Below are 17,693 nucleotides of genomic sequence, written 5' to 3'. Positions count from 1 at the left end.
CAAAACCGTCATCAGCGGTTCGCTGGCAAAACCCAGCCCGAAGTGGGTGCAGATCCACGGGGCCTGGGCGGGAAAATGACTCCACCAGTGAAATGCGTATCAGGTTTTTAGGAGCGTTGTAATGCCTGACATCTATCACTTTTTCCAACAGCTGGTTAACGGTCTCACCGTTGGCAGCACGTATGCCCTGATCGCCATCGGCTATACGATGGTTTACGGCATCATTGGAATGATCAACTTCGCCCACGGCGAGGTGTACATGATCGGTTCCTACGTGGCGTTCATCGCCATCGCCGGGCTGGCCATGATGGGACTCGACAGCGTCCCGCTCTTGATGACCGCAGCCTTCATCGCGAGCATCGTCGTCACCAGTGCCTACGGCTACAGCATCGAACGGATCGCCTACCGCCCCTTGCGGGGTAGTAACCGCCTGATCCCGCTGATCTCCGCCATCGGCATGTCGATCTTCCTGCAGAACACCGTTCTGCTGGCGCAGGACTCCAAGGACAAATCCATTCCCAACCTGATCCCGGGCAACTTCTCCATCGGGCCGGGCGGCGCACATGAAGTGCTGATTTCCTACATGCAGATCGTGGTATTCGTGGTGACCCTCATCGCCATGCTCGGCCTGACGCTGTTCATCTCCCGTTCTCGCCTGGGTCGCGCCTGCCGCGCCTGTGCCGAGGACATCAAGATGGCCAACCTCCTGGGGATCAATACCAACAACATCATCGCCCTGACCTTCGTGATCGGCGCCGCGCTGGCGGCCATCGCCGCCGTGCTGCTGAGCATGCAATACGGTGTGATCAACCCCAACGCCGGTTTCCTGGTGGGCCTCAAGGCCTTCACCGCAGCGGTCTTGGGCGGCATCGGCAGCATTCCGGGCGCGATGCTCGGCGGGCTGGTGCTGGGGGTGGCCGAAGCCTTTGGTGCCGACGTGTTCGGCGACCAGTACAAGGACGTCGTGGCGTTCGGCCTGTTGGTTCTGGTGCTGTTGTTCCGTCCGACCGGCATTCTGGGCCGTCCGGAGGTTGAGAAAGTATGACTAGGAATCTTAAATCGGCGCTGTTCAGCGCCTTGTTGGTCTGGGCTGTCGCCTACCCGGTGCTGGGCCTGAAACTGACCATCGTCGGCATCAACCTGGAAGTCCACAACACCAGCCCGACCATTCTTGCCACCATCGCGGTGTGCTCGGTGCTGATGTTCCTGCGGGTGCTGTTCCATAGCCAGATCAGCGCCGCCTGGAAGTCCTCTCCCAGCATGCCGTTGATCCCGGCCAAGGCCAGCAACTTCCTGACCCTGCCCAGCACCCAGCGCTGGATCATACTGGCGTTGATCCTTGGCGCCCTGGTCTGGCCGTTCTTCGGCTCCCGCGGGGCGGTGGACATTGCCACGCTGATCCTGATCTACGTGATGCTGGGCCTGGGCCTGAACATCGTGGTCGGCCTGGCCGGCCTGCTGGACCTGGGTTACGTGGGTTTCTACGCCGTCGGCGCCTACAGCTATGCGCTGCTGTCGCACTACTTCGGCCTGAGCTTCTGGATCTGCCTGCCGATCGCCGGCCTGATGGCGGCCACTTTCGGCTTCCTGCTGGGCTTCCCGGTGCTGCGCCTGCGGGGTGACTACCTGGCAATCGTGACCCTGGGCTTTGGCGAGATCATCCGTCTGCTGCTGCGCAACATGACCGATCTCACCGGCGGCCCCAACGGCATCAGCAACATCGAGAAGCCGACCTTCTTCGGCCTGACCTTCGAGCGCAAGGCAGCAGAAGGCATGCAGACCTTCCACGAGTTCTTCGGCCTGCAGTACAACTCGATCAACAAGGTGATCTTCCTCTACCTGGTGGCCCTGCTGCTGGCACTGGCGGCGCTGTTCGTCATCAATCGCCTGCTGCGCATGCCCATCGGCCGTGCCTGGGAAGCCTTGCGTGAAGACGAGATCGCCTGCCGTGCCCTGGGCCTGAACCCCACCGTGATCAAGCTCTCGGCCTTTACCCTGGGCGCCGCGTTCGCCGGTTTCGCCGGCAGCTTCTTCGCCGCGCGCCAAGGCCTGGTGACCCCGGAATCCTTCACCTTCATCGAGTCGGCGATCATCCTCGCCATCGTCGTGCTGGGTGGCATGGGCTCGCAGCTGGGTGTGATCCTGGCGGCGATCGTGATGATCCTCTTGCCTGAAATGATGCGTGAATTCAGCGAATACCGGATGTTGATGTTCGGCGCCATGATGGTGCTGATGATGATCTGGCGTCCTCAAGGTCTGCTGCCCATGCAACGTCCTCACATGGAGCTGCGCAAATGAGCCGTGAGATCCTCAAAGTAACCGGCCTGTCGATGCGCTTCGGCGGCCTGCTGGCGGTCAACGGCGTGGCCCTGACCGTCAAGGAAAAACAAGTGGTGGCATTGATCGGCCCGAACGGTGCCGGCAAGACCACGGTGTTCAACTGCCTGACCGGTTTCTACCAGCCCAGCGCCGGCAGCATCCTCCTGGACGGCGAGCCGATCGAAGGCCTGCCGGGCCACAAGATCGCCCGCAAGGGCGTGGTGCGTACCTTCCAGAACGTGCGGCTGTTCAAGGACATGACCGCGGTCGAGAACCTGTTGATCGCCCAGCACCGGCACCTGAACACCAACTTCCTCTCCGGGCTGTTCAAGACCCCGGCGTTTCGCAAGAGCGAGCGCGAGGCCATGGAGTACGCCGGCTACTGGCTGGACAAGGTCAACCTGCGGGAGTTTGCCAACCGCCCCGCCGGCACCCTGGCCTATGGTCAGCAACGGCGCCTGGAAATCGCCCGCTGCATGATGACCCGCCCGCGGATCCTCATGCTCGACGAGCCAGCCGCCGGCCTCAACCCCAAGGAAACCGAGGACCTCAAAGCGCTGATCAGCGTGCTGCGCGAAGAGCACAACGTCACCGTGCTGCTGATCGAACACGACATGAAACTGGTCATGAGCATTTCCGACCATATCGTGGTGATCAACCAGGGCACGCCCCTGGCCGACGGCACGCCGGAACAGATCCGCGACAATCCCGAAGTGATCAAAGCCTACCTGGGGGAAGCGTAAATGCTGCAGTTCGAAAACGTTTCCACCTTCTACGGCAAGATCCAGGCGTTGCACAGCGTCAACGTCGAGATCCGCCAGGGCGAGATCGTCACCCTGATCGGCGCCAACGGTGCCGGCAAGTCCACCCTGCTGATGACCCTCTGCGGCTCGCCCCAGGCCCACAGCGGCAGCATCCGTTACCTGGGTGAAGAACTGGTGGGGCAAAGCTCGGCGCAGATCATGCGCAAGAGCATTGCCGTGGTGCCGGAAGGCCGCCGGGTATTCGCCCGCCTGACCGTGGAAGAGAACCTCGCCATGGGCGGCTTCTTCACCGACAAGGGCGACTACCAGGAGCAGATGGACAAGGTCCTGGAGCTGTTCCCACGGCTCAAGGAGCGCTTCACCCAGCGCGGCGGCACCATGTCCGGCGGTGAACAGCAGATGCTCGCCATCGGTCGTGCGCTGATGAGCAAGCCCAAGCTGCTGCTCCTGGACGAACCGTCCCTGGGCCTGGCGCCGATCATCATCCAGCAGATCTTCGACATCATCGAACAGCTGCGCCGCGACGGCGTGACGGTGTTCCTGGTGGAGCAGAACGCCAACCAGGCGCTGAAGATCGCCGACCGTGCCTATGTGCTGGAGAACGGCCGGGTGGTGATGCAAGGCACCGGTGAATCGCTGCTGACCGATCCGAAGGTGCGTGAAGCCTACCTGGGCGGCTAAGCACCTGCGTCACTGAAAACGGCCCTTCGGGGCCGTTTTTTTTGTTCCGGGATAAAAAACTGCCCCGGGCTGTAACGAATCCCCATGAGCCTTCTCTAGAGGGGTAAGCAAGCACAGATGCTTCCTTACCCCAACCGCACTGGAGAAACATCATGAGCAACACTCGTACCCTGTCCGCCACTGCCCTGGTCCTGGCCCTGGGCTCTGCCCTCAGCGTCGCCGCCCTGCCCACCACCGCCCATGCCGCGGACGACATGGAAAAGTGCTTCGGCGTGGCCATGAAGGGCAAGAACGATTGCGCCGCGGGCGCCGGCACCACCTGCGCCGGGACCTCCAAGGTCAACGACCAGGCCAACGCCTGGAAGCTGGTACCCAAGGGCAGCTGCGAGAAAACCGCCAGCAGTACCTCGCCTACCGGTTTCGGCCAGCTCGAAGCCTTCAAAGCCAAGTCCTGATCCTGCGCCTGCCTGAGTGTCGACGATGAACACCGCCCCGCTGCACCACCCTGGCCACGACATTCAGGCGCGCGCCTCCAGCCTGCCGCCCCGCGCCGGGCTGGGGCTCAAGACCGAGCATTTCAAACACGTGCTGGAAGAGCAGCCCGACATCGGTTTCTTCGAGGTGCATGCGGAGAACTACATGGTGGCGGGCGGCCCTTTCCACCATTACCTGGGCCTGATCCGCGAACGCTACCCGCTGTCGCTGCACGGTGTCGGCCTGTCCATCGGTGGCGAAGGCCCCCTGGACCTGGCTCACCTGGAGCGGCTGGCCGGCTTGATCGAACGCTATCAGCCCCAGTCCTTTTCCGAACACCTGGCCTGGTCCAGCCACGGCCAGGTGTTCCTCAACGACCTGCTGCCCCTGGCCTACGACGGGCCCACCTTGCGCCGGGTCTGCGAGCACATCGACCAGGTGCAGAACCATCTGGGACGAACCATGCTGCTGGAGAATCCGGCCACCTACCTGCAATTCCAACGCTCGACCCTGGACGAGACCGACTTCATCCGCGAAGTGGTCCAGCGCAGCGGCTGCGGCCTGCTGCTGGACGTCAACAACCTCTATGTGTCGTGCATCAATCACCAGCGCGATCCCCTGGCCTACCTGCAAGCACTGCCGCTGCAGGCGGTGGGCGAGATTCATCTGGCCGGGTTCGCCGAAGACCGGGACAGCCTCGGTGACCGGCTGTTGATCGACGATCACGGCGCCCCGGTCGACGCTGCGGTCTGGGCCCTGTACCAGGAGGTGCTGGGGCTCATCGGCCCGATGGCCACCCTGATCGAGCGCGACAACCACCTGCCGGCCTTTGCCACCCTGATGGCCGAGGCCAGCCAGGCAGAAGCGCTGTTGCTCGGCGCCCAGGTGCAGCCATGAGTGGCCAGGGGGAATTCGCCAGGGCCCTGCTGAGCGCCGAACCGGGCTGCCCACAGGGGCTGTCCAGCAGCAACGGCGCCGATCCGGCCAGCCGCTTCGCGGTCTATCGCAACAATGTGCAGGCCTCGTTGAGCAACGCCCTGGCCGAGTCATACCCGGTCGTCATGCAATTGGTTGGTCGCGAGTTTTTCAACGCCATGGCCGCGCTCTACATCCGGGACTTCGCCCCCGCCAGCCCTCTGCTCAACGACTATGGCCGGGATCTGGGCGACTTTATCCAGGGCTTCGGGCCGGCCGCCGGCCTGCCCTACCTGGCCGACATGGCCCGCCTTGAGCGGCTGCGGGTCGAGGCCTACCACGCCGCCGACGCCCGCCCCATGGAGCCGTCACGGCTACTGGCGGCGATGAACCAGCCCGACCGCCTCGGCCAGGCGCAACTGCTCCTGCATCCGTCACTGCGCACCCTGCACTCCGGCTACGCCGTAGTGAGCCTGTGGGCGGCGCACCAGAGCGACCAGCCCTGGCCGGCTTTCGACCTGCAGCAGGGGCAGAACGCCCTGGTGCTGCGCAACGCCCTGGAGGTCGAGGTGATCGCCGTGGATACCGGCGCCATGACCTTCATTGAAGCCCTACGCAACCACTGGCCGCTGGAAATCGCCGCGGCCCATGCCCTGGACGCCCAGGCCGACTTCGACCTGGGCCAGTGCCTGGGCCTGCTGCTCGGCCACGGCGCTCTTATCGACCTGCAACCCCAGAAGAAGGCCTGACCATGAACACCCAGACAGAAACACCCATTGCCGGACTGGTGAATCGGATCATTCAAGGGTTTGAGCGCATTCCCTACAGCCTGATCGCCTTTATCGCGCGTTTTTCCATTGCCGCGGTGTTCTGGAAATCCGGACAGACCAAGGTCGAGGGGCTGGCCGTCGACCTGGTCGATGGCACCTTCCAGCTGGGCTGGCCGCGCCTGGCGGATTCGACCATTCCCCTGTTCAAGAGCGAGTACCACGTGCCCCTGTTGACGCCGGAAGTGGCGGCGCACCTGGCGGCCTTTGCCGAGCATTTTTTCCCGATGCTGATCCTGCTGGGCCTGGCCACGCGCTTTTCCGCCCTGGCGCTGCTGGGGATGACCCTGACCATCCAGCTCTTCGTCTACCCGGACGCCTACCCGACCCACGGCACCTGGGCGGCGATCTTCCTGCTGTTGATGGCCCGCGGCCCGGGCGTGTTGTCCCTCGACCACCTGCTGGCCCGGCATTTTCGCCACCGTCCTCTGTAGCCGCTGCCGCAGGCTGCGAACAGGGCCGCAGGCCCTTCAAGTTCACAAACGACGGTAAAGCCGGAGGAAGCTACAAACGATCCAGCGCCTCACCGCTGCGACGAAACCAGTCCATCAGGTAATCGGCCAGCACCTGGGTACGCTTGGGCAGGCCGCCCTGATAGGAGTGCACCAGGTACATCGGCATGCTGCGGGTCTGGTAGTCCCGCAACAGCCAGCGCAGGCGGCCGTCCGCTAGTTCGCTGTGCAGCACATAGGACGGCAGCCGGGCGATCCCCGCGCCCACCAGGGCAGCCTTCTTCAGGAGGTTGTAGTGGTTGCTGGCGAAGGGGCCGCTGACCCGCACCCGCAACAGTTCATGGCGCTGGTGGTACAACCACTCTTCCCGACCGCTGTAATGGCTATTGAGCAGGCAGCGATGCCCGGCCAGCTCCTGAGGCGTGCGCGGCTCGCCGTATTGCTCCAGGTAGGCCGGGCTGGCGCAGGTCATTTCATGCCAGGCCAACAGCGGCCGGGCCACCAGGCGCTGGTCGTTGGCCACCTCCGAGCGCACGGCCAGATCGAAACCCTCCCGGGTCAGGTCGCGGTAGCTGTTGTTCAGGTCCAGCTCGATCTGCACCTGGGGATAGTGCCGGGAGAACTCCAGCAGCAGGCCATCGAAAAAGGTCTCTCCCAGGGACACCGGAACCGTCAGGCGCACCGGGCCGGCCATATCGTCCTTGAGCCGGGCCAGGGCCTGATGGGCCCGCTCGACCTGAGCCACCAGGGCCTGGGCCTGGGGTAGCAACGCCGCGCCGGCGGCCGTGAGGTCCAGGCGCCGGGTGGTGCGTTGCAGCAGTACCACGGCGTAGCGGGCTTCCAGGGCGCTGATGCGTTTGGAGAGCTGGCCCTTGCTGCACCCCAACTGCTGGGCCGCCTGGGTAAAGCTGCCGGCTTCCACCAGCACCGCAAATGCCGCCAGGTCATCCATCTCGCTCATGGATTGTTTCCATTTGAAAACCAAAGGTTGCCTATTAGCGCGTTAATCCATGAAAAAAACCACTCTAGACTGCGACCTCACCCCCTTTTCGAGGAACAGCCCATGAAGATTCTCTTGATCGGTGCCAATGGCACCATTGGTTCGGCGGTCGCGCGGGAGCTGGAACAACGTCACGAAGTGGTGCGCATCGGCCGTACCAGCGGTGATTTCCAGGTGGATATCAGCGACAGCCAGTCGATCCGCGCGCTGTTCGAAAAGACCGGGCGCTTCGATGCGCTGGTGTGCGCAGCCGGTAACGTGACCTTCGCGCCGCTGGGGGAAATGACTGCCGAGCACTTCAGCCTGGGCCTCGAGGACAAGCTGATGGGCCAGGTCAACCTGCTGCTGATCGGCCGCGAGTACGCCAACGACGGCGCCTCCTTCACCTTCACCACCGGCGTCCTGAGCCATGACCCGATCCGCAGCGGCGCCTCGGCCGCCCTGGTCAACGGCGCCATCGACAGCTTCGTGCGGGCCGCTGCCATCGAGCTGCCCCGGGGCCTGCGGGTCAACTCCATCAGCCCCAACGTGCTGCTGGAAGCCATGGGCAGCTACGCGCCCTACTTCCGCGGTTTCAAGCCGGTGCCGGCGGCCGACGTGGCCCTGGCCTACGCCAAGAGCGTGGAAGGCCTGCAGACTGGCCAGACCTATCGCGTCGGCTAAGCCCGTTTGTGCAAAAGCCGGCTTGTGCGGGAGCTGGCTCGCCTGCGCAGGCGTCCTCCCGAACCACACAAGGCTCCTGGGCCTCTTCGCCGGCAAGCCGGCGCCTACAGTGGATGGCGCTGCTGCGTTCAATCCGGGGTTGTGGTGGCCGGGCGGGCTGCGTAACGTGTCGGACTTCCGCCTGGAGGCCCAATGATGCGCACCGCCCGTTCCCTGCTTTGTTTCGCCCTATTGCCGCTGTTTGCCGGCTGCCAGATGCTGCCGATGTTCAACCAACAGCCCCAGGCGCCGTCCATGGCCGGGTTGACCCGGATGCAGGGTGAACTCAGTGCCGCCGATGGCAAGCTGCTGTTCAAACCCTGCACCGAAGACCGCCGTTATGTGGTCAACGATGGCGGCAACACCAGTGTGCTGCAGGAAGCGGCAACCCTGGCCGAGAAGCAGGGCAAGCTGTTTGCCGACCTGCGGGGCAAGTTCTCCGCCAGTGCCAGCAGCGACGGCCAGCTGGACCTGCGCCAACTGTACCGCGTCGAGCGCTCCGCCAGCGCCTGCAGCGATCCGAACTTCCAGCGCCTGATCCTGCGGGCCGGTAGCAAGAACCCGGCGTGGAACGTCGATGTCAGCGCCAAGGGCATGATGATCGAACGCGCCGGCCAGCCGACCCTGGCCCTGCCCTATCTGGAAGAACAGCTGGGGGATGGCCGCTTCAACCTCACCAGTGAAGCCAATCACCAGCGCGTGGAGCTGTGGGTGGCCCCGCAACGCTGCGTCGACCCCGTCACCGGCAGCGTTCAGCACCTGAGCGCAGAGCTGCGGGTGGACGGCCAGGTGCAGCGCGGCTGCGGCTATTTCGGCGGCTCGCGCAACGACTGATTCGACGAGCAGCGGTTTTAGCCTCACGGCCAAGGTGGTTTGCGGCTTATAATCGCCGGTTTGTGCAAAGCAAGCCGGCGCACTGTTGCGCACCGCCTACCCCGGATCCTGTCATGTTACGAATCACCGAACTCAAGTTGCCGATCGACCATCCCGATGAAGACCTGCGCGCCGCCATCGTGCAGCGCCTGGGGATCGCCAGCGATGAGCTGCTCGATTTCACCTTGTTCAAGCGCAGCTACGATGCGCGCAAGAAGTCTTCCGAGCTGTGCTTCATCTACACCATCGACCTCAGCGTGCGCGACGAAGCGCCGCTGCTGCTCAAGTTCGCCGACGACCGTAACGTCAACCCGGCGCCGGATGTCAGCTACAAGGTGGTGGGCCAGGCTCCGGCCGACCTCAGCCAGCGGCCGATCGTGGTGGGCTTCGGCCCCTGCGGGATCTTCGCCGGCCTCTTGCTGGCGCAGATGGGCTTCAAGCCGATCGTCCTCGAGCGTGGCAAGGAAGTGCGCCAGCGCACCAAGGACACCTGGGGCCTGTGGCGCAAGAGCGTGCTCAACCCCGAGTCCAACGTGCAATTTGGCGAAGGCGGCGCCGGGACCTTCTCCGACGGCAAGCTCTACAGCCAGATCAAGGACCCGCAACACCACGGCCGCAAGGTGCTCCACGAGTTCGTCAAGGCCGGTGCGCCGGACGAGATCCTCTACGTCAGCAAGCCGCACATCGGCACCTTCCGCCTCACCGGCGTGGTGGAAAACATGCGCCAGCAGATCATCGCCCTGGGCGGTGAAGTGCGCTTCGAGCAGCGGGTTACCGACGTGCTGATCGAAGACGGTCAACTGCAAGGTGTGGAACTGGCCAGCGGCGAACAACTGCATTCGCGGCACGTGATCCTGGCCCTGGGCCACAGCGCCCGCGACACCTTCCGCATGCTCCATAGCCGCGGCGTGTACATGGAAGCCAAGCCGTTCTCGGTGGGCTTTCGTATCGAGCACCCGCAATCGCTGATCGACAGCGCGCGCCTGGGCAAGTACGCCGGCCACCCGAAACTCGGCGCCGCCGACTACAAGCTGGTGCACCACGCCAAGAACGGCCGTTCGGTCTACAGCTTCTGCATGTGCCCGGGCGGTACCGTGGTGGCGGCGACCTCCGAGCCGAACCGGGTGGTGACCAATGGCATGAGCCAGTACTCGCGCAACGAGCGCAACGCCAACTCCGGCATCGTCGTGGGCATCACCCCGGAAGTGGATTACCCGGGCGGCCCGCTGGCAGGCATCGAGTTGCAGGAGCGCCTGGAGTCCCACGCCTTTGTCCTGGGTGGCAGTAACTACCAGGCCCCGGCGCAGCTGGTGGGCGACTTTATCGCCGGCAAGCCCACCACCGCCCTGGGCAGCGTCGAGCCGTCCTACAAGCCCGGCGTGACCCTGGGTGACCTGGCCCTGGCCTTGCCGGACTTTGCCATCGAGGCCATTCGTGAAGCCCTGCCGGCCTTCGAACGGCAGATCAAGGGCTATTCGCTGTATGACGCGGTGCTGACCGGTATCGAGACCCGCACCTCATCGCCGCTGCGCATTACCCGCGACGCCTCGATGCAGAGCTTGAATGTGAAGGGGCTGTACCCGGCCGGTGAAGGCGCCGGTTATGCCGGTGGGATTCTCTCCGCCGGGGTCGACGGAATTCGCATTGCCGAAGCCGTGGCCCGCGACATTCTCGGCATCCAGGCCTGAGGGACGGGCCCTTTCGCCGGCAAGCCGGCTCCTACCGCCTACCGTAGGAGCTGGCTTGCCAGCGAAGGCGTCGTCCAGAACAACGCAAGGCTCAAGGGCCTCTTCGCCGGCAAGCCGGCGCCTACGACAAGTTCAGATACCGGCGCGCAATACGCTGGCAGGTAGCGCCTCACCACGCTCGACACTGGCGGCTACCGCCTCGATCAACACCGTCAGTTCATAACCCTGCTCTGCCAGCCACTGCTCATCGTAGTAGGTGGTTGCATAGCGCTCGCCCCCATCACACAGAATCGCCACGATCGACCCCGACTCGCCGGCCGCAACCATCTGCTGCGCGGCCATCAGCGCGCCGATCAGGTTGGTGCCGCTGGAGCCGCCAACCCGACGACCCAGGCGCTGGGCCAGATAATGCATGGCCGCCAGGGACAGGGCATCCGGCACCTTGACCATGGCATCGATCACCTTGGGCAGGAACGAAGCCTCGACCCGCGGCCGGCCGATGCCCTCGATCCGCGAACCGCAGTCCAGGCGCAGGCTGGCGTCGCCACTCTGGTAATAGTCGAAGAACACCGAGCGCTCGGCGTCGGCACACAGCACCCGAGTGCAGTGCTGGCGATAGCGCACGTAGCGCCCCAGAGTCGCGGTGGTACCACCCGTGCCCGGGCTGGAAATCAGCCAGCTGGGCTCCGGGTACCGCTCGAAACGCAACTGCTGGAATATCGACTCGGCGATGTTGTTGTTGGCCCGCCAGTCGGTGGCGCGCTCGGCATAGGTGAACTGGTCCATGAAATGGCCGCCGCTCTCCCGGGCCAGGCGCTCGGACTCGGCGTAGATCTGCGTCGGGTCCTGCACCAGGTGGCTCTTGCCGCCATAGAAGGCGATCTGGGCAATTTTCTCCTGGGAAGTGGTCGCCGGCATCACGGCAATGAACGGCAGCCCCAGCAGCCGGGCGAAATAGGCTTCGGAGATCGCCGTGGAGCCACTGGAGGCCTCGATCACCGGCGCGCCGGGCTTGAGCCAGCCATTGCACAGGGCATAGAGGAACAGCGAGCGGGCCAGGCGATGCTTGAGGCTGCCGGTGGGATGGCTGGATTCATCCTTGAAATACAGCTCGATGCCCGGCAGGCCCGGCAACGGCAGCGGGATCAGGTGAGTGTCGGCGCTGCGCTGGAAGTCGGCTTCGATGATACGGATGGCCTCACGGGCCCACTGGCGATTGTCGCTCATGCTCTATTCTCGTTGGATCGCACGCCGTACCGGCGCAAGAAGATGAAATGCACCCAGCATAGGTGATCCAGGCTCGCGACGGGCAGGCGCCTTTTCCTGGAAAAAATGCCCCCTCAGCCGCTGCGGACGGACATGTTAGGAAATATCCTGCCCCCCTTACAGGTACAGCTATGAAGCAATTGGAAACACAACTGCAAGGGGGATTTTTCAGCAGCCCGCTTGCCTTCTGCATATAACAAAAAAGAATATAACTTTTGTTTTAACAACTAACTGTACGGGTTAGGGTGTGCCACCTTTTTAGTTTTTAGATGGAGAGCGACCTTGCCTCTGCGTAGCACTTTCACTCGTTTCTTTGCCATGGAAGCTGCCAGCGGTCTGTTATTGATCGCCGCAGCCATCCTGGCCCTGATTATCAACAACTCCCCCCTGTCCTGGCTGTACAACGGCCTGCTGGAAACCCCGGTGGTGGCCCAGGTTGGCGCCCTGAAGATCGCCAAGCCGCTGCTGCTGTGGATCAACGATGGCCTGATGGCACTGTTCTTCCTGCTGATAGGCCTGGAGGTCAAGCGCGAAGTGCTGGAGGGGCAGTTGGCCAAGCCGTCGCAGATCGTCCTGCCCGGCGCAGCGGCCATCGGCGGCATGCTGGTGCCGGCGCTGATCTACTGGTTCCTCAACCGTGACAACCCGCCCGCCCTCAATGGCTGGGCGATTCCCACCGCCACCGACATCGCCTTCGCCCTCGGGGTGCTGGCCTTGCTGGGCAAGCGGGTGCCGACCTCGCTGAAACTGTTCCTGATGACCCTGGCGATCATCGATGACCTGGGAGCGATCGTGATCATCGCGATCTTCTACTCCGGCACGCTGTCGACCCTGTCGCTGATGCTGGCTGGCGCCTGCATCGCCGCCCTGGTGGCGATGAACCGGATGGGCGTGGTCAAGCTCGGACCCTACATGATCATCGGCCTGATCCTCTGGGTCTGCGTGCTCAAGAGCGGGGTCCACGCGACCCTGGCCGGCGTGACCCTGGCCTTCTGCATACCCTTGCGCACCCGCAACGCCGAACCCTCGCCGCTCAAGGCGCTGGAACACGCCCTGCATCCCTGGGTATCGTTCGGCATCCTGCCGCTGTTCGCCTTCGCCAATGCCGGGCTGTCGCTGAGCGGCGTGACCCTCGAAAGCTTCACCCACCATGTTCCCATGGGGATCGCGGTCGGCCTGCTGCTGGGCAAGACCATCGGCGTCTTCGGCCTGACCTGGATGGCAGTGAAAACCGGTATCGCTGCCTTGCCGTCCGGGGCCAACTGGGGCCAGGTGCTCGGCGTGGCAATTCTGTGTGGTATCGGCTTCACCATGAGCCTGTTCGTCGGCTCCCTGGCCTTCGAGCCCGGCAGCAGCGAATACGCCGGTATGGACCGCATGGGCATCCTGACCGGTTCACTGTTTGCGGCCCTGATCGGTTACGCCGTCACCGCCGCTGCCAGCCGCAGGAACAACACCCTGGCGTCCTGATCCGCAGCGCTTGGCCAGGCTGAAAACACAAAACCCCGACCAGTTGCCTGGCCGGGGTTTTGTTTTGTAGCAGGGAGGGTCAGCGGGTAACGCGGCTGGTACCGTTGACCGTCATGATGCGCACGCGGTCGCCCACGCGGAACACTTCGTTTTCCTGAACCTGCTGCACATAGGCACGCATGCTGCCGTCGTCTTCACGCACGGTGATTTCAACGCCCTGGGTACGGGTCAGGCCTTCTTCAGTGGCCGAGCCCAGCAGGCCGCCGGCTACTGCACCGATGACTGCGGTGACGATGCTGCCACGGCCGCCGCCGATGGCGCTGCCGCCAACGCCGCCGATCACAGCACCTGCAGCGCCGCCGATCGGGGTCTTGGTGCCTTCGATTTTCACCGGACGCAGGGATTCGATGGTGCCCATGCGCACGGTTTGCACACGACGCGCTTCATCACGGGAATAGGAGTCACCGGTCAGGTTGGAGGCACAGCCACCGAGCAACATTGCCATCGTGGTGAAGGATGCAACCAGCAAAACAGACTTACGCATAGGATCAACTCCAAAGGACAGATAATCATTAGACTCCGCAGCTTGACGCCTGTCACGGCGTCGCCCGGATAAAATTGCTTTCATTCAGCCAAAGTACAGGCTGCGTAAACGCCAGGCTTTCTCATTACGGTAGCTCCAGCTCCCTGCATAGCGCCACCGAACAAAGGATTTTCCATGGACTACTTCATCATCATCGCGACCACCGCAGCTGGCTTGTATTTCCACTGGTGGCTGTATGTACGCATCAAGCGTTGGACCGATCGGGACCTGGCCCTCTCCCTGGCCGGAACCGATGCCCAGAAGAAGCAATTCATGCTGGAGCAACTGGCCGAGGCCCAGCGCCAGAAAGTAAAACGCCGGGACCTGCCGCAATGGCTGGAAACCGCTGCGGCCGGCTACCCCGGCGAGTGACCTGCAATCCGATCAAGGAGCCAGACGTTCGCGGACCCACTCCTGGCCTTGCAGGCGATAGTTCAAACGGTCATGCAGTCGGCTGGGGCGCCCCTGCCAGAACTCGATGCGCTCCGGCAGCAGGCGATAACCACCCCAGTGTTCCGGGCAATCGGGCTGGCTATCGCTGAAGCGAGCTTCAGTGGCCTTGAGCAACTCTTGCAGTTCGTCACGATCGGCGATCACCCGGCTCTGCGGTGAAGCCCAGGCTCCCAGCCGGCTGCCCAGGGGACGCACCTGATAATAGGCATCGGACTCCTGTGGAGTGACCTTGACCACCCGCCCTTCAATCCGCACCTGACGCTCCAGGGTCGGCCAGAAGAACGTCATGGCGGCGAAGGGCCGTGCAGCCAGCTGCTGGCCCTTGGCGCTCTCGTAGTTGGTGAAGAAGGTGAAGCCCTGCTCATCCAGGCCCTTGAGCAACAGGATGCGGCAGTGAGGGCGACCATCGGTATCGACGGTCGCCACGGTCATGGCATTGGCTTCCACCGGCGGTTGCTCGGTTTTCACCGCATCGGCAAACCACTGGTGGAACAGCGCAAAAGGTTCAGCCGGGGCCTGCGCCTCGGACAAGCCGTCGCGAGTGTAGTCGCGGCGCATATCAGCCAGGGACTGAGTCATGCCTGCTTCCTTATCCTTGAAAATCAGTTTTTAGCCTGGGCGGTAGCCGTTGCGGTCTTCGAAGAGGCGGCGGCCTTCTTCACCGGAGCCTTCTTGGCTGCCGGCTTCTTGGCCACGGTAGCCTTCTTCGCAGGCGCCGCTTTCTTGGCAGAAGCCGCGGGTACTGGAGGCACGGCATCCTGTACGGCAACCATTTCAGTCTCGGAAGGCGTCGGCTGGTTGTACTTGCTCAGCAGGCCCAGCATGGTGCTGCGCTGGGTCAGCATGATTTCTACCCGACGGTTCAGCGAGCGACCCTGGGGGCTGTCGTTGGCGGCACGCGGCATCACCGAACCCATGCCACGCAGCATCAGGCGGTCCTGCTTCAGGCCGCTGAGGCTGAAGATTGCCGCTACGGACTGGGCACGATCACGGCTCAGCTTCTGGTTGGCCAGGGTCGGGCCGGTGGCGTCGGCATGGCCGAGAATCAATACGGCAGTCTTCGGATCACCTTCCACCGCCTTGGCGACGCGGGTGAACGGACCCAGGGTGACCGGCAGCAGCATGGCTGGACGATCCGGGTTGAACGAGGCATCTACCAGCGCAGTGACCACCAGCACGTTTTCACGACGCTCGATCTGCAGCTTGCTGTCCTTCACCGCTTCGCGCAGGCGTGGCTCGTAGTCGTCCAGCCAGGCTTGGGTGATTTTCGGGTCGGGCATCGGGATGTCCGCCACATTGACCTTGCTCAAAGGCTTGGGCTGGCTCTTGGGGAACGGCCACCACCAGTGGGTTTCAGAGTCGGCTGCCGCTGCCACTGCCGGCGCTGGGGCAGGCTCGGCCTTCTTCGCTTCGGCCACTGGCTTGTCGGAAGAATCCTTGGAGGAGAACGGCCACCACCACTTGCTGCTCTCGGCCTTGGCGGCAGGAGCGGCAGGGGCTGCGGCAACGACCGGCGCTGGAGCTGGAGCGGGCTCGGCAGCAGCGACAGGCGCCGGCTTGGCGCCAGCAGCGGCCTTGGCGGCAGGGGCCGGGTGCTTGCCAGCGGCTGTGTTCTTGGCAGCAGGGGCCGGTGCAGCGGCCTTGGCCACTACCGCAGGCTTGCTTGCAGAAGCGGCAGGTGCGGCTTCAGTGGTGGCAACCGGCTTTTCAGGCGCAGCTGGGGTTTCCTTGCTGCTGGCCTTATCGGAGCCGAATGACCACCAGTGGCCGCCATCCGCTTCATTTTGTGGGGTTTGCGCGCAACCGGTGACGGTCAGGCAGATGGCCAAGGCTAGAGACTTGTTCGACGACATGGGATATCCACAAAATGAGATAAAAAATTCGGTCTAAACAACCGTTACAAACAGACGCTTGGAAATTATAAAAGCCACAGGGTTCCATCCTGCAGCTTTCCAAGCATGTTTAAGCAAAAAAGTTCTTAACAGCAACCTTTTTACAGACAATCCGACAAAACCCGCACCAGCTTCTGTGCCCGAGGGTCCATCAATACATAGGGCCCCAGGGTATTTGTCACAAAACCGAACGCCACATCATGCTCCGGGTCAGCAAAACCGATGGAGCCCCCTGCCCCCGGATGCCCGAACGCCCGCGCGCCCAGGCCAAAGGTGGCATTGGCTACCTGGGGCTGGTCGAGCATGCAACCCAGGCCGAAGCGGGTCTGGGTCAGCAACGTCTTGTCCATGCCCAGGCTGTGTTCCCGAGTCAGCTCTTCGAGCATGTCGGCTTCCAGCAAACTGCCGTCCAGCAGGCCGCTGTAGAACCCGGCGAGGCTGCGGGCATTGCCGTGGCCGTTGGCCGCCGGCTGCTGCATGCGCCGCCACTCGGGTTTATTGGTGCTGGTCAGGATAGACGGTGGATTGGTAAACGCCCGAGTACTCATCGCATCGGGTTCGCGCATGGTGACTTGCAGCAGGCGCTGGGCCGCAGCATCGCCGATGTTGCCCTTGCCACGGGCGATATGCGCCACGCGGTAGAACTCCTCATCGGCCAGGCCGACATGGAAGTCCAACCCCAAAGGCCTGGCGACCCGGGCCACGATGGACTCCCCCGGCCCGCGCCCATCGGCACGCCGGATCAACTCGCCCACCAGCCAGCCATAGGTGATGGCTGCGTAGCCGTGCCCCTCACCGGGCGTCCACCAGGGCTGCTCGGCGGCCAGGGCATCGACCATGGTCTGCCATTCGTAAAGGGCTTGCGCGGGCAACAGCTCGCGCACTGCCGGCAGGCCGGCCTGATGGCAGAGCAACTGGCGCAAAGTAATGGCTGCCTTGCCCGCCGCGGCGAATTCCGGCCAGTAGTCGGCCACGGGCGCATCCAGCTTGAGCTTGCCCTCGGCCACCAACTGCAGCGCGGTGACCGCGGTAAAGGTCTTGGTGCAGGAGAACAGGTTGGCGATGGTGTCGCTGTGCCAGGCCTCGGCGCCGTCCTTGTCCGCGGTACCGGCCCACAGGTCGATGACGGTTTCCCCGCCGACCTGGATGCACAGCGCCGCGCCGCGCTCCTGGGAGTCCTCGAACAGGGCGGCGAACGCCTCGCGTACCGCTTCGAATTTAAGCTCGTAATGACCTTGAATCTGCACCCCTGACTCCCCCTGCAACAATGCTCGACAACGTGGCGCGCATTGTTCCAGCCCCGAAGGCATTTGGGAACAGCCGGCGAGCTGCCG

The 17,693-nt window shown here is 63.6% G+C and carries 19 protein-coding genes; 13 read left to right on the top strand and 6 right to left on the bottom strand.

Features of this window, described 5'->3' with window-relative positions; genetic code table 11:
• Nucleotides 1-121 precede the first annotated feature (121 nt).
• From livH to A9971_RS08970, 8 genes are all read left to right on the top strand, one after another.
• Complete coding sequence (livH, locus tag A9971_RS09005) at nt 122-1,045, top strand: high-affinity branched-chain amino acid ABC transporter permease LivH (protein ID WP_011059641.1); 924 nt, start codon at nt 122-124, stop codon at nt 1,043-1,045.
• A complete protein-coding gene (locus A9971_RS09000; RefSeq protein WP_011059640.1) occupies nt 1,042-2,298 on the top strand; it encodes a high-affinity branched-chain amino acid ABC transporter permease LivM in 1,257 nt (418 codons plus the stop codon). The genes livH and A9971_RS09000 overlap by 4 nt, the downstream gene beginning before the upstream one ends.
• Nucleotides 2,295-3,062 (top strand): high-affinity branched-chain amino acid ABC transporter ATP-binding protein LivG, encoded by a 768-nt coding sequence (livG, locus tag A9971_RS08995; RefSeq protein ID WP_011059639.1) that lies wholly within the window; start codon nt 2,295-2,297, stop codon nt 3,060-3,062. The genes A9971_RS09000 and livG overlap by 4 nt, the downstream gene beginning before the upstream one ends.
• Nucleotides 3,063-3,764 carry an ABC transporter ATP-binding protein gene (locus A9971_RS08990; protein WP_015634412.1) on the top strand — a complete coding sequence of 234 codons (702 nt, stop codon included), beginning with the start codon at nt 3,063-3,065 and terminating at the stop codon, nt 3,762-3,764. It abuts the gene before it with no gap.
• A 152-nt stretch (nt 3,765-3,916) separates the two neighbouring features.
• Nucleotides 3,917-4,219: a DUF2282 domain-containing protein gene (locus A9971_RS08985; protein ID WP_011059637.1), complete on the top strand. Its 303-nt coding sequence runs from the start codon at nt 3,917-3,919 to the stop codon at nt 4,217-4,219.
• A gap of 25 nt (nt 4,220-4,244) precedes the next feature.
• A complete protein-coding gene (locus A9971_RS08980) occupies nt 4,245-5,135 on the top strand; it encodes a DUF692 domain-containing protein (protein ID WP_183001414.1) in 891 nt (296 codons plus the stop codon).
• Nucleotides 5,132-5,902, top strand: a complete 771-nt coding sequence (locus tag A9971_RS08975; RefSeq protein ID WP_072451115.1) for a DNA-binding domain-containing protein — start codon at nt 5,132-5,134, stop codon at nt 5,900-5,902. The genes A9971_RS08980 and A9971_RS08975 overlap by 4 nt, the downstream gene beginning before the upstream one ends.
• Before the next feature lie 2 nt (nt 5,903-5,904).
• On the top strand, nt 5,905-6,414 hold the full coding sequence (locus tag A9971_RS08970; RefSeq protein ID WP_015634409.1) for a DoxX family protein: 510 nt from the start codon (nt 5,905-5,907) through the stop codon (nt 6,412-6,414).
• Between the two features lie 70 nt (nt 6,415-6,484).
• Here the strand turns inward: A9971_RS08970 and A9971_RS08965 are convergent, their stop codons facing one another.
• On the bottom strand, nt 6,485-7,393 hold the full coding sequence (locus tag A9971_RS08965) for a LysR family transcriptional regulator (protein WP_123473847.1): 909 nt from the start codon (nt 7,391-7,393) through the stop codon (nt 6,485-6,487).
• A 102-nt stretch (nt 7,394-7,495) separates the two neighbouring features.
• Here A9971_RS08965 and A9971_RS08960 point away from each other — a divergent pair, with 102 nt between their 5' ends.
• The 3 genes from A9971_RS08960 to A9971_RS08950 all read left to right on the top strand — a co-directional run bounded on the left by A9971_RS08960 (nt 7,496) and on the right by A9971_RS08950 (nt 10,695).
• The gene (locus tag A9971_RS08960) at nt 7,496-8,095 is read left to right on the top strand and encodes a short chain dehydrogenase (RefSeq protein ID WP_011059632.1); all 600 of its coding nucleotides are present in this window, start codon (nt 7,496-7,498) and stop codon (nt 8,093-8,095) included.
• Nucleotides 8,096-8,290: 195 nt separating this feature from the next.
• Complete coding sequence (locus tag A9971_RS08955) at nt 8,291-8,968, top strand: COG3650 family protein (protein WP_041120567.1); 678 nt, start codon at nt 8,291-8,293, stop codon at nt 8,966-8,968.
• Between the two features lie 113 nt (nt 8,969-9,081).
• Nucleotides 9,082-10,695, top strand: a complete 1,614-nt coding sequence (locus A9971_RS08950; protein WP_053149409.1) for an NAD(P)/FAD-dependent oxidoreductase — start codon at nt 9,082-9,084, stop codon at nt 10,693-10,695.
• A gap of 132 nt (nt 10,696-10,827) precedes the next feature.
• Here the strand turns inward: A9971_RS08950 and A9971_RS08945 are convergent, their stop codons facing one another.
• Nucleotides 10,828-11,922 (bottom strand): PLP-dependent cysteine synthase family protein, encoded by a 1,095-nt coding sequence (locus A9971_RS08945; RefSeq protein WP_011059629.1) that lies wholly within the window; start codon nt 11,920-11,922, stop codon nt 10,828-10,830.
• Between the two features lie 321 nt (nt 11,923-12,243).
• Here A9971_RS08945 and nhaA point away from each other — a divergent pair, with 321 nt between their 5' ends.
• Nucleotides 12,244-13,431, top strand: a complete 1,188-nt coding sequence (nhaA, locus tag A9971_RS08940) for a Na+/H+ antiporter NhaA (protein WP_011059628.1) — start codon at nt 12,244-12,246, stop codon at nt 13,429-13,431.
• A 79-nt stretch (nt 13,432-13,510) separates the two neighbouring features.
• On the opposite strand, the gene A9971_RS08935 is transcribed toward nhaA, so the two are convergent.
• Nucleotides 13,511-13,975: a glycine zipper 2TM domain-containing protein gene (locus tag A9971_RS08935; protein ID WP_011059627.1), complete on the bottom strand. Its 465-nt coding sequence runs from the start codon at nt 13,973-13,975 to the stop codon at nt 13,511-13,513.
• A 174-nt stretch (nt 13,976-14,149) separates the two neighbouring features.
• On the opposite strand from A9971_RS08935, the gene A9971_RS08930 reads away from it, so the two are divergent.
• On the top strand, nt 14,150-14,386 hold the full coding sequence (locus A9971_RS08930) for a hypothetical protein (RefSeq protein WP_011059626.1): 237 nt from the start codon (nt 14,150-14,152) through the stop codon (nt 14,384-14,386).
• A 12-nt stretch (nt 14,387-14,398) separates the two neighbouring features.
• Here the strand turns inward: A9971_RS08930 and pdxH are convergent, their stop codons facing one another.
• The 3 genes from pdxH to A9971_RS08915 form a co-directional block, all read right to left on the bottom strand.
• On the bottom strand, nt 14,399-15,046 hold the full coding sequence (pdxH, locus tag A9971_RS08925; protein WP_011059625.1) for a pyridoxamine 5'-phosphate oxidase: 648 nt from the start codon (nt 15,044-15,046) through the stop codon (nt 14,399-14,401).
• Nucleotides 15,047-15,069: 23 nt separating this feature from the next.
• Nucleotides 15,070-16,320: an OmpA family protein gene (locus A9971_RS08920; RefSeq protein WP_053149407.1), complete on the bottom strand. Its 1,251-nt coding sequence runs from the start codon at nt 16,318-16,320 to the stop codon at nt 15,070-15,072.
• 140 nt (nt 16,321-16,460) lie between these two features.
• Entirely contained in the window at nt 16,461-17,606 is a 1,146-nt protein-coding gene (locus A9971_RS08915; RefSeq protein WP_019094465.1) for an EstA family serine hydrolase, read from the bottom strand.
• Nucleotides 17,607-17,693: the final 87 nt, after the last annotated feature.

The sequence above is a fragment of the Pseudomonas sp. UME65 genome (genome assembly GCF_014170225.1).
In the GTDB taxonomy this organism is placed as follows: Bacteria; Pseudomonadota; Gammaproteobacteria; order Pseudomonadales; family Pseudomonadaceae; genus Aquipseudomonas; species Aquipseudomonas protegens.
Note: the sequence above shows the minus strand (reverse complement) of the source record. Positions and strands in the feature narration are given on the sequence as shown.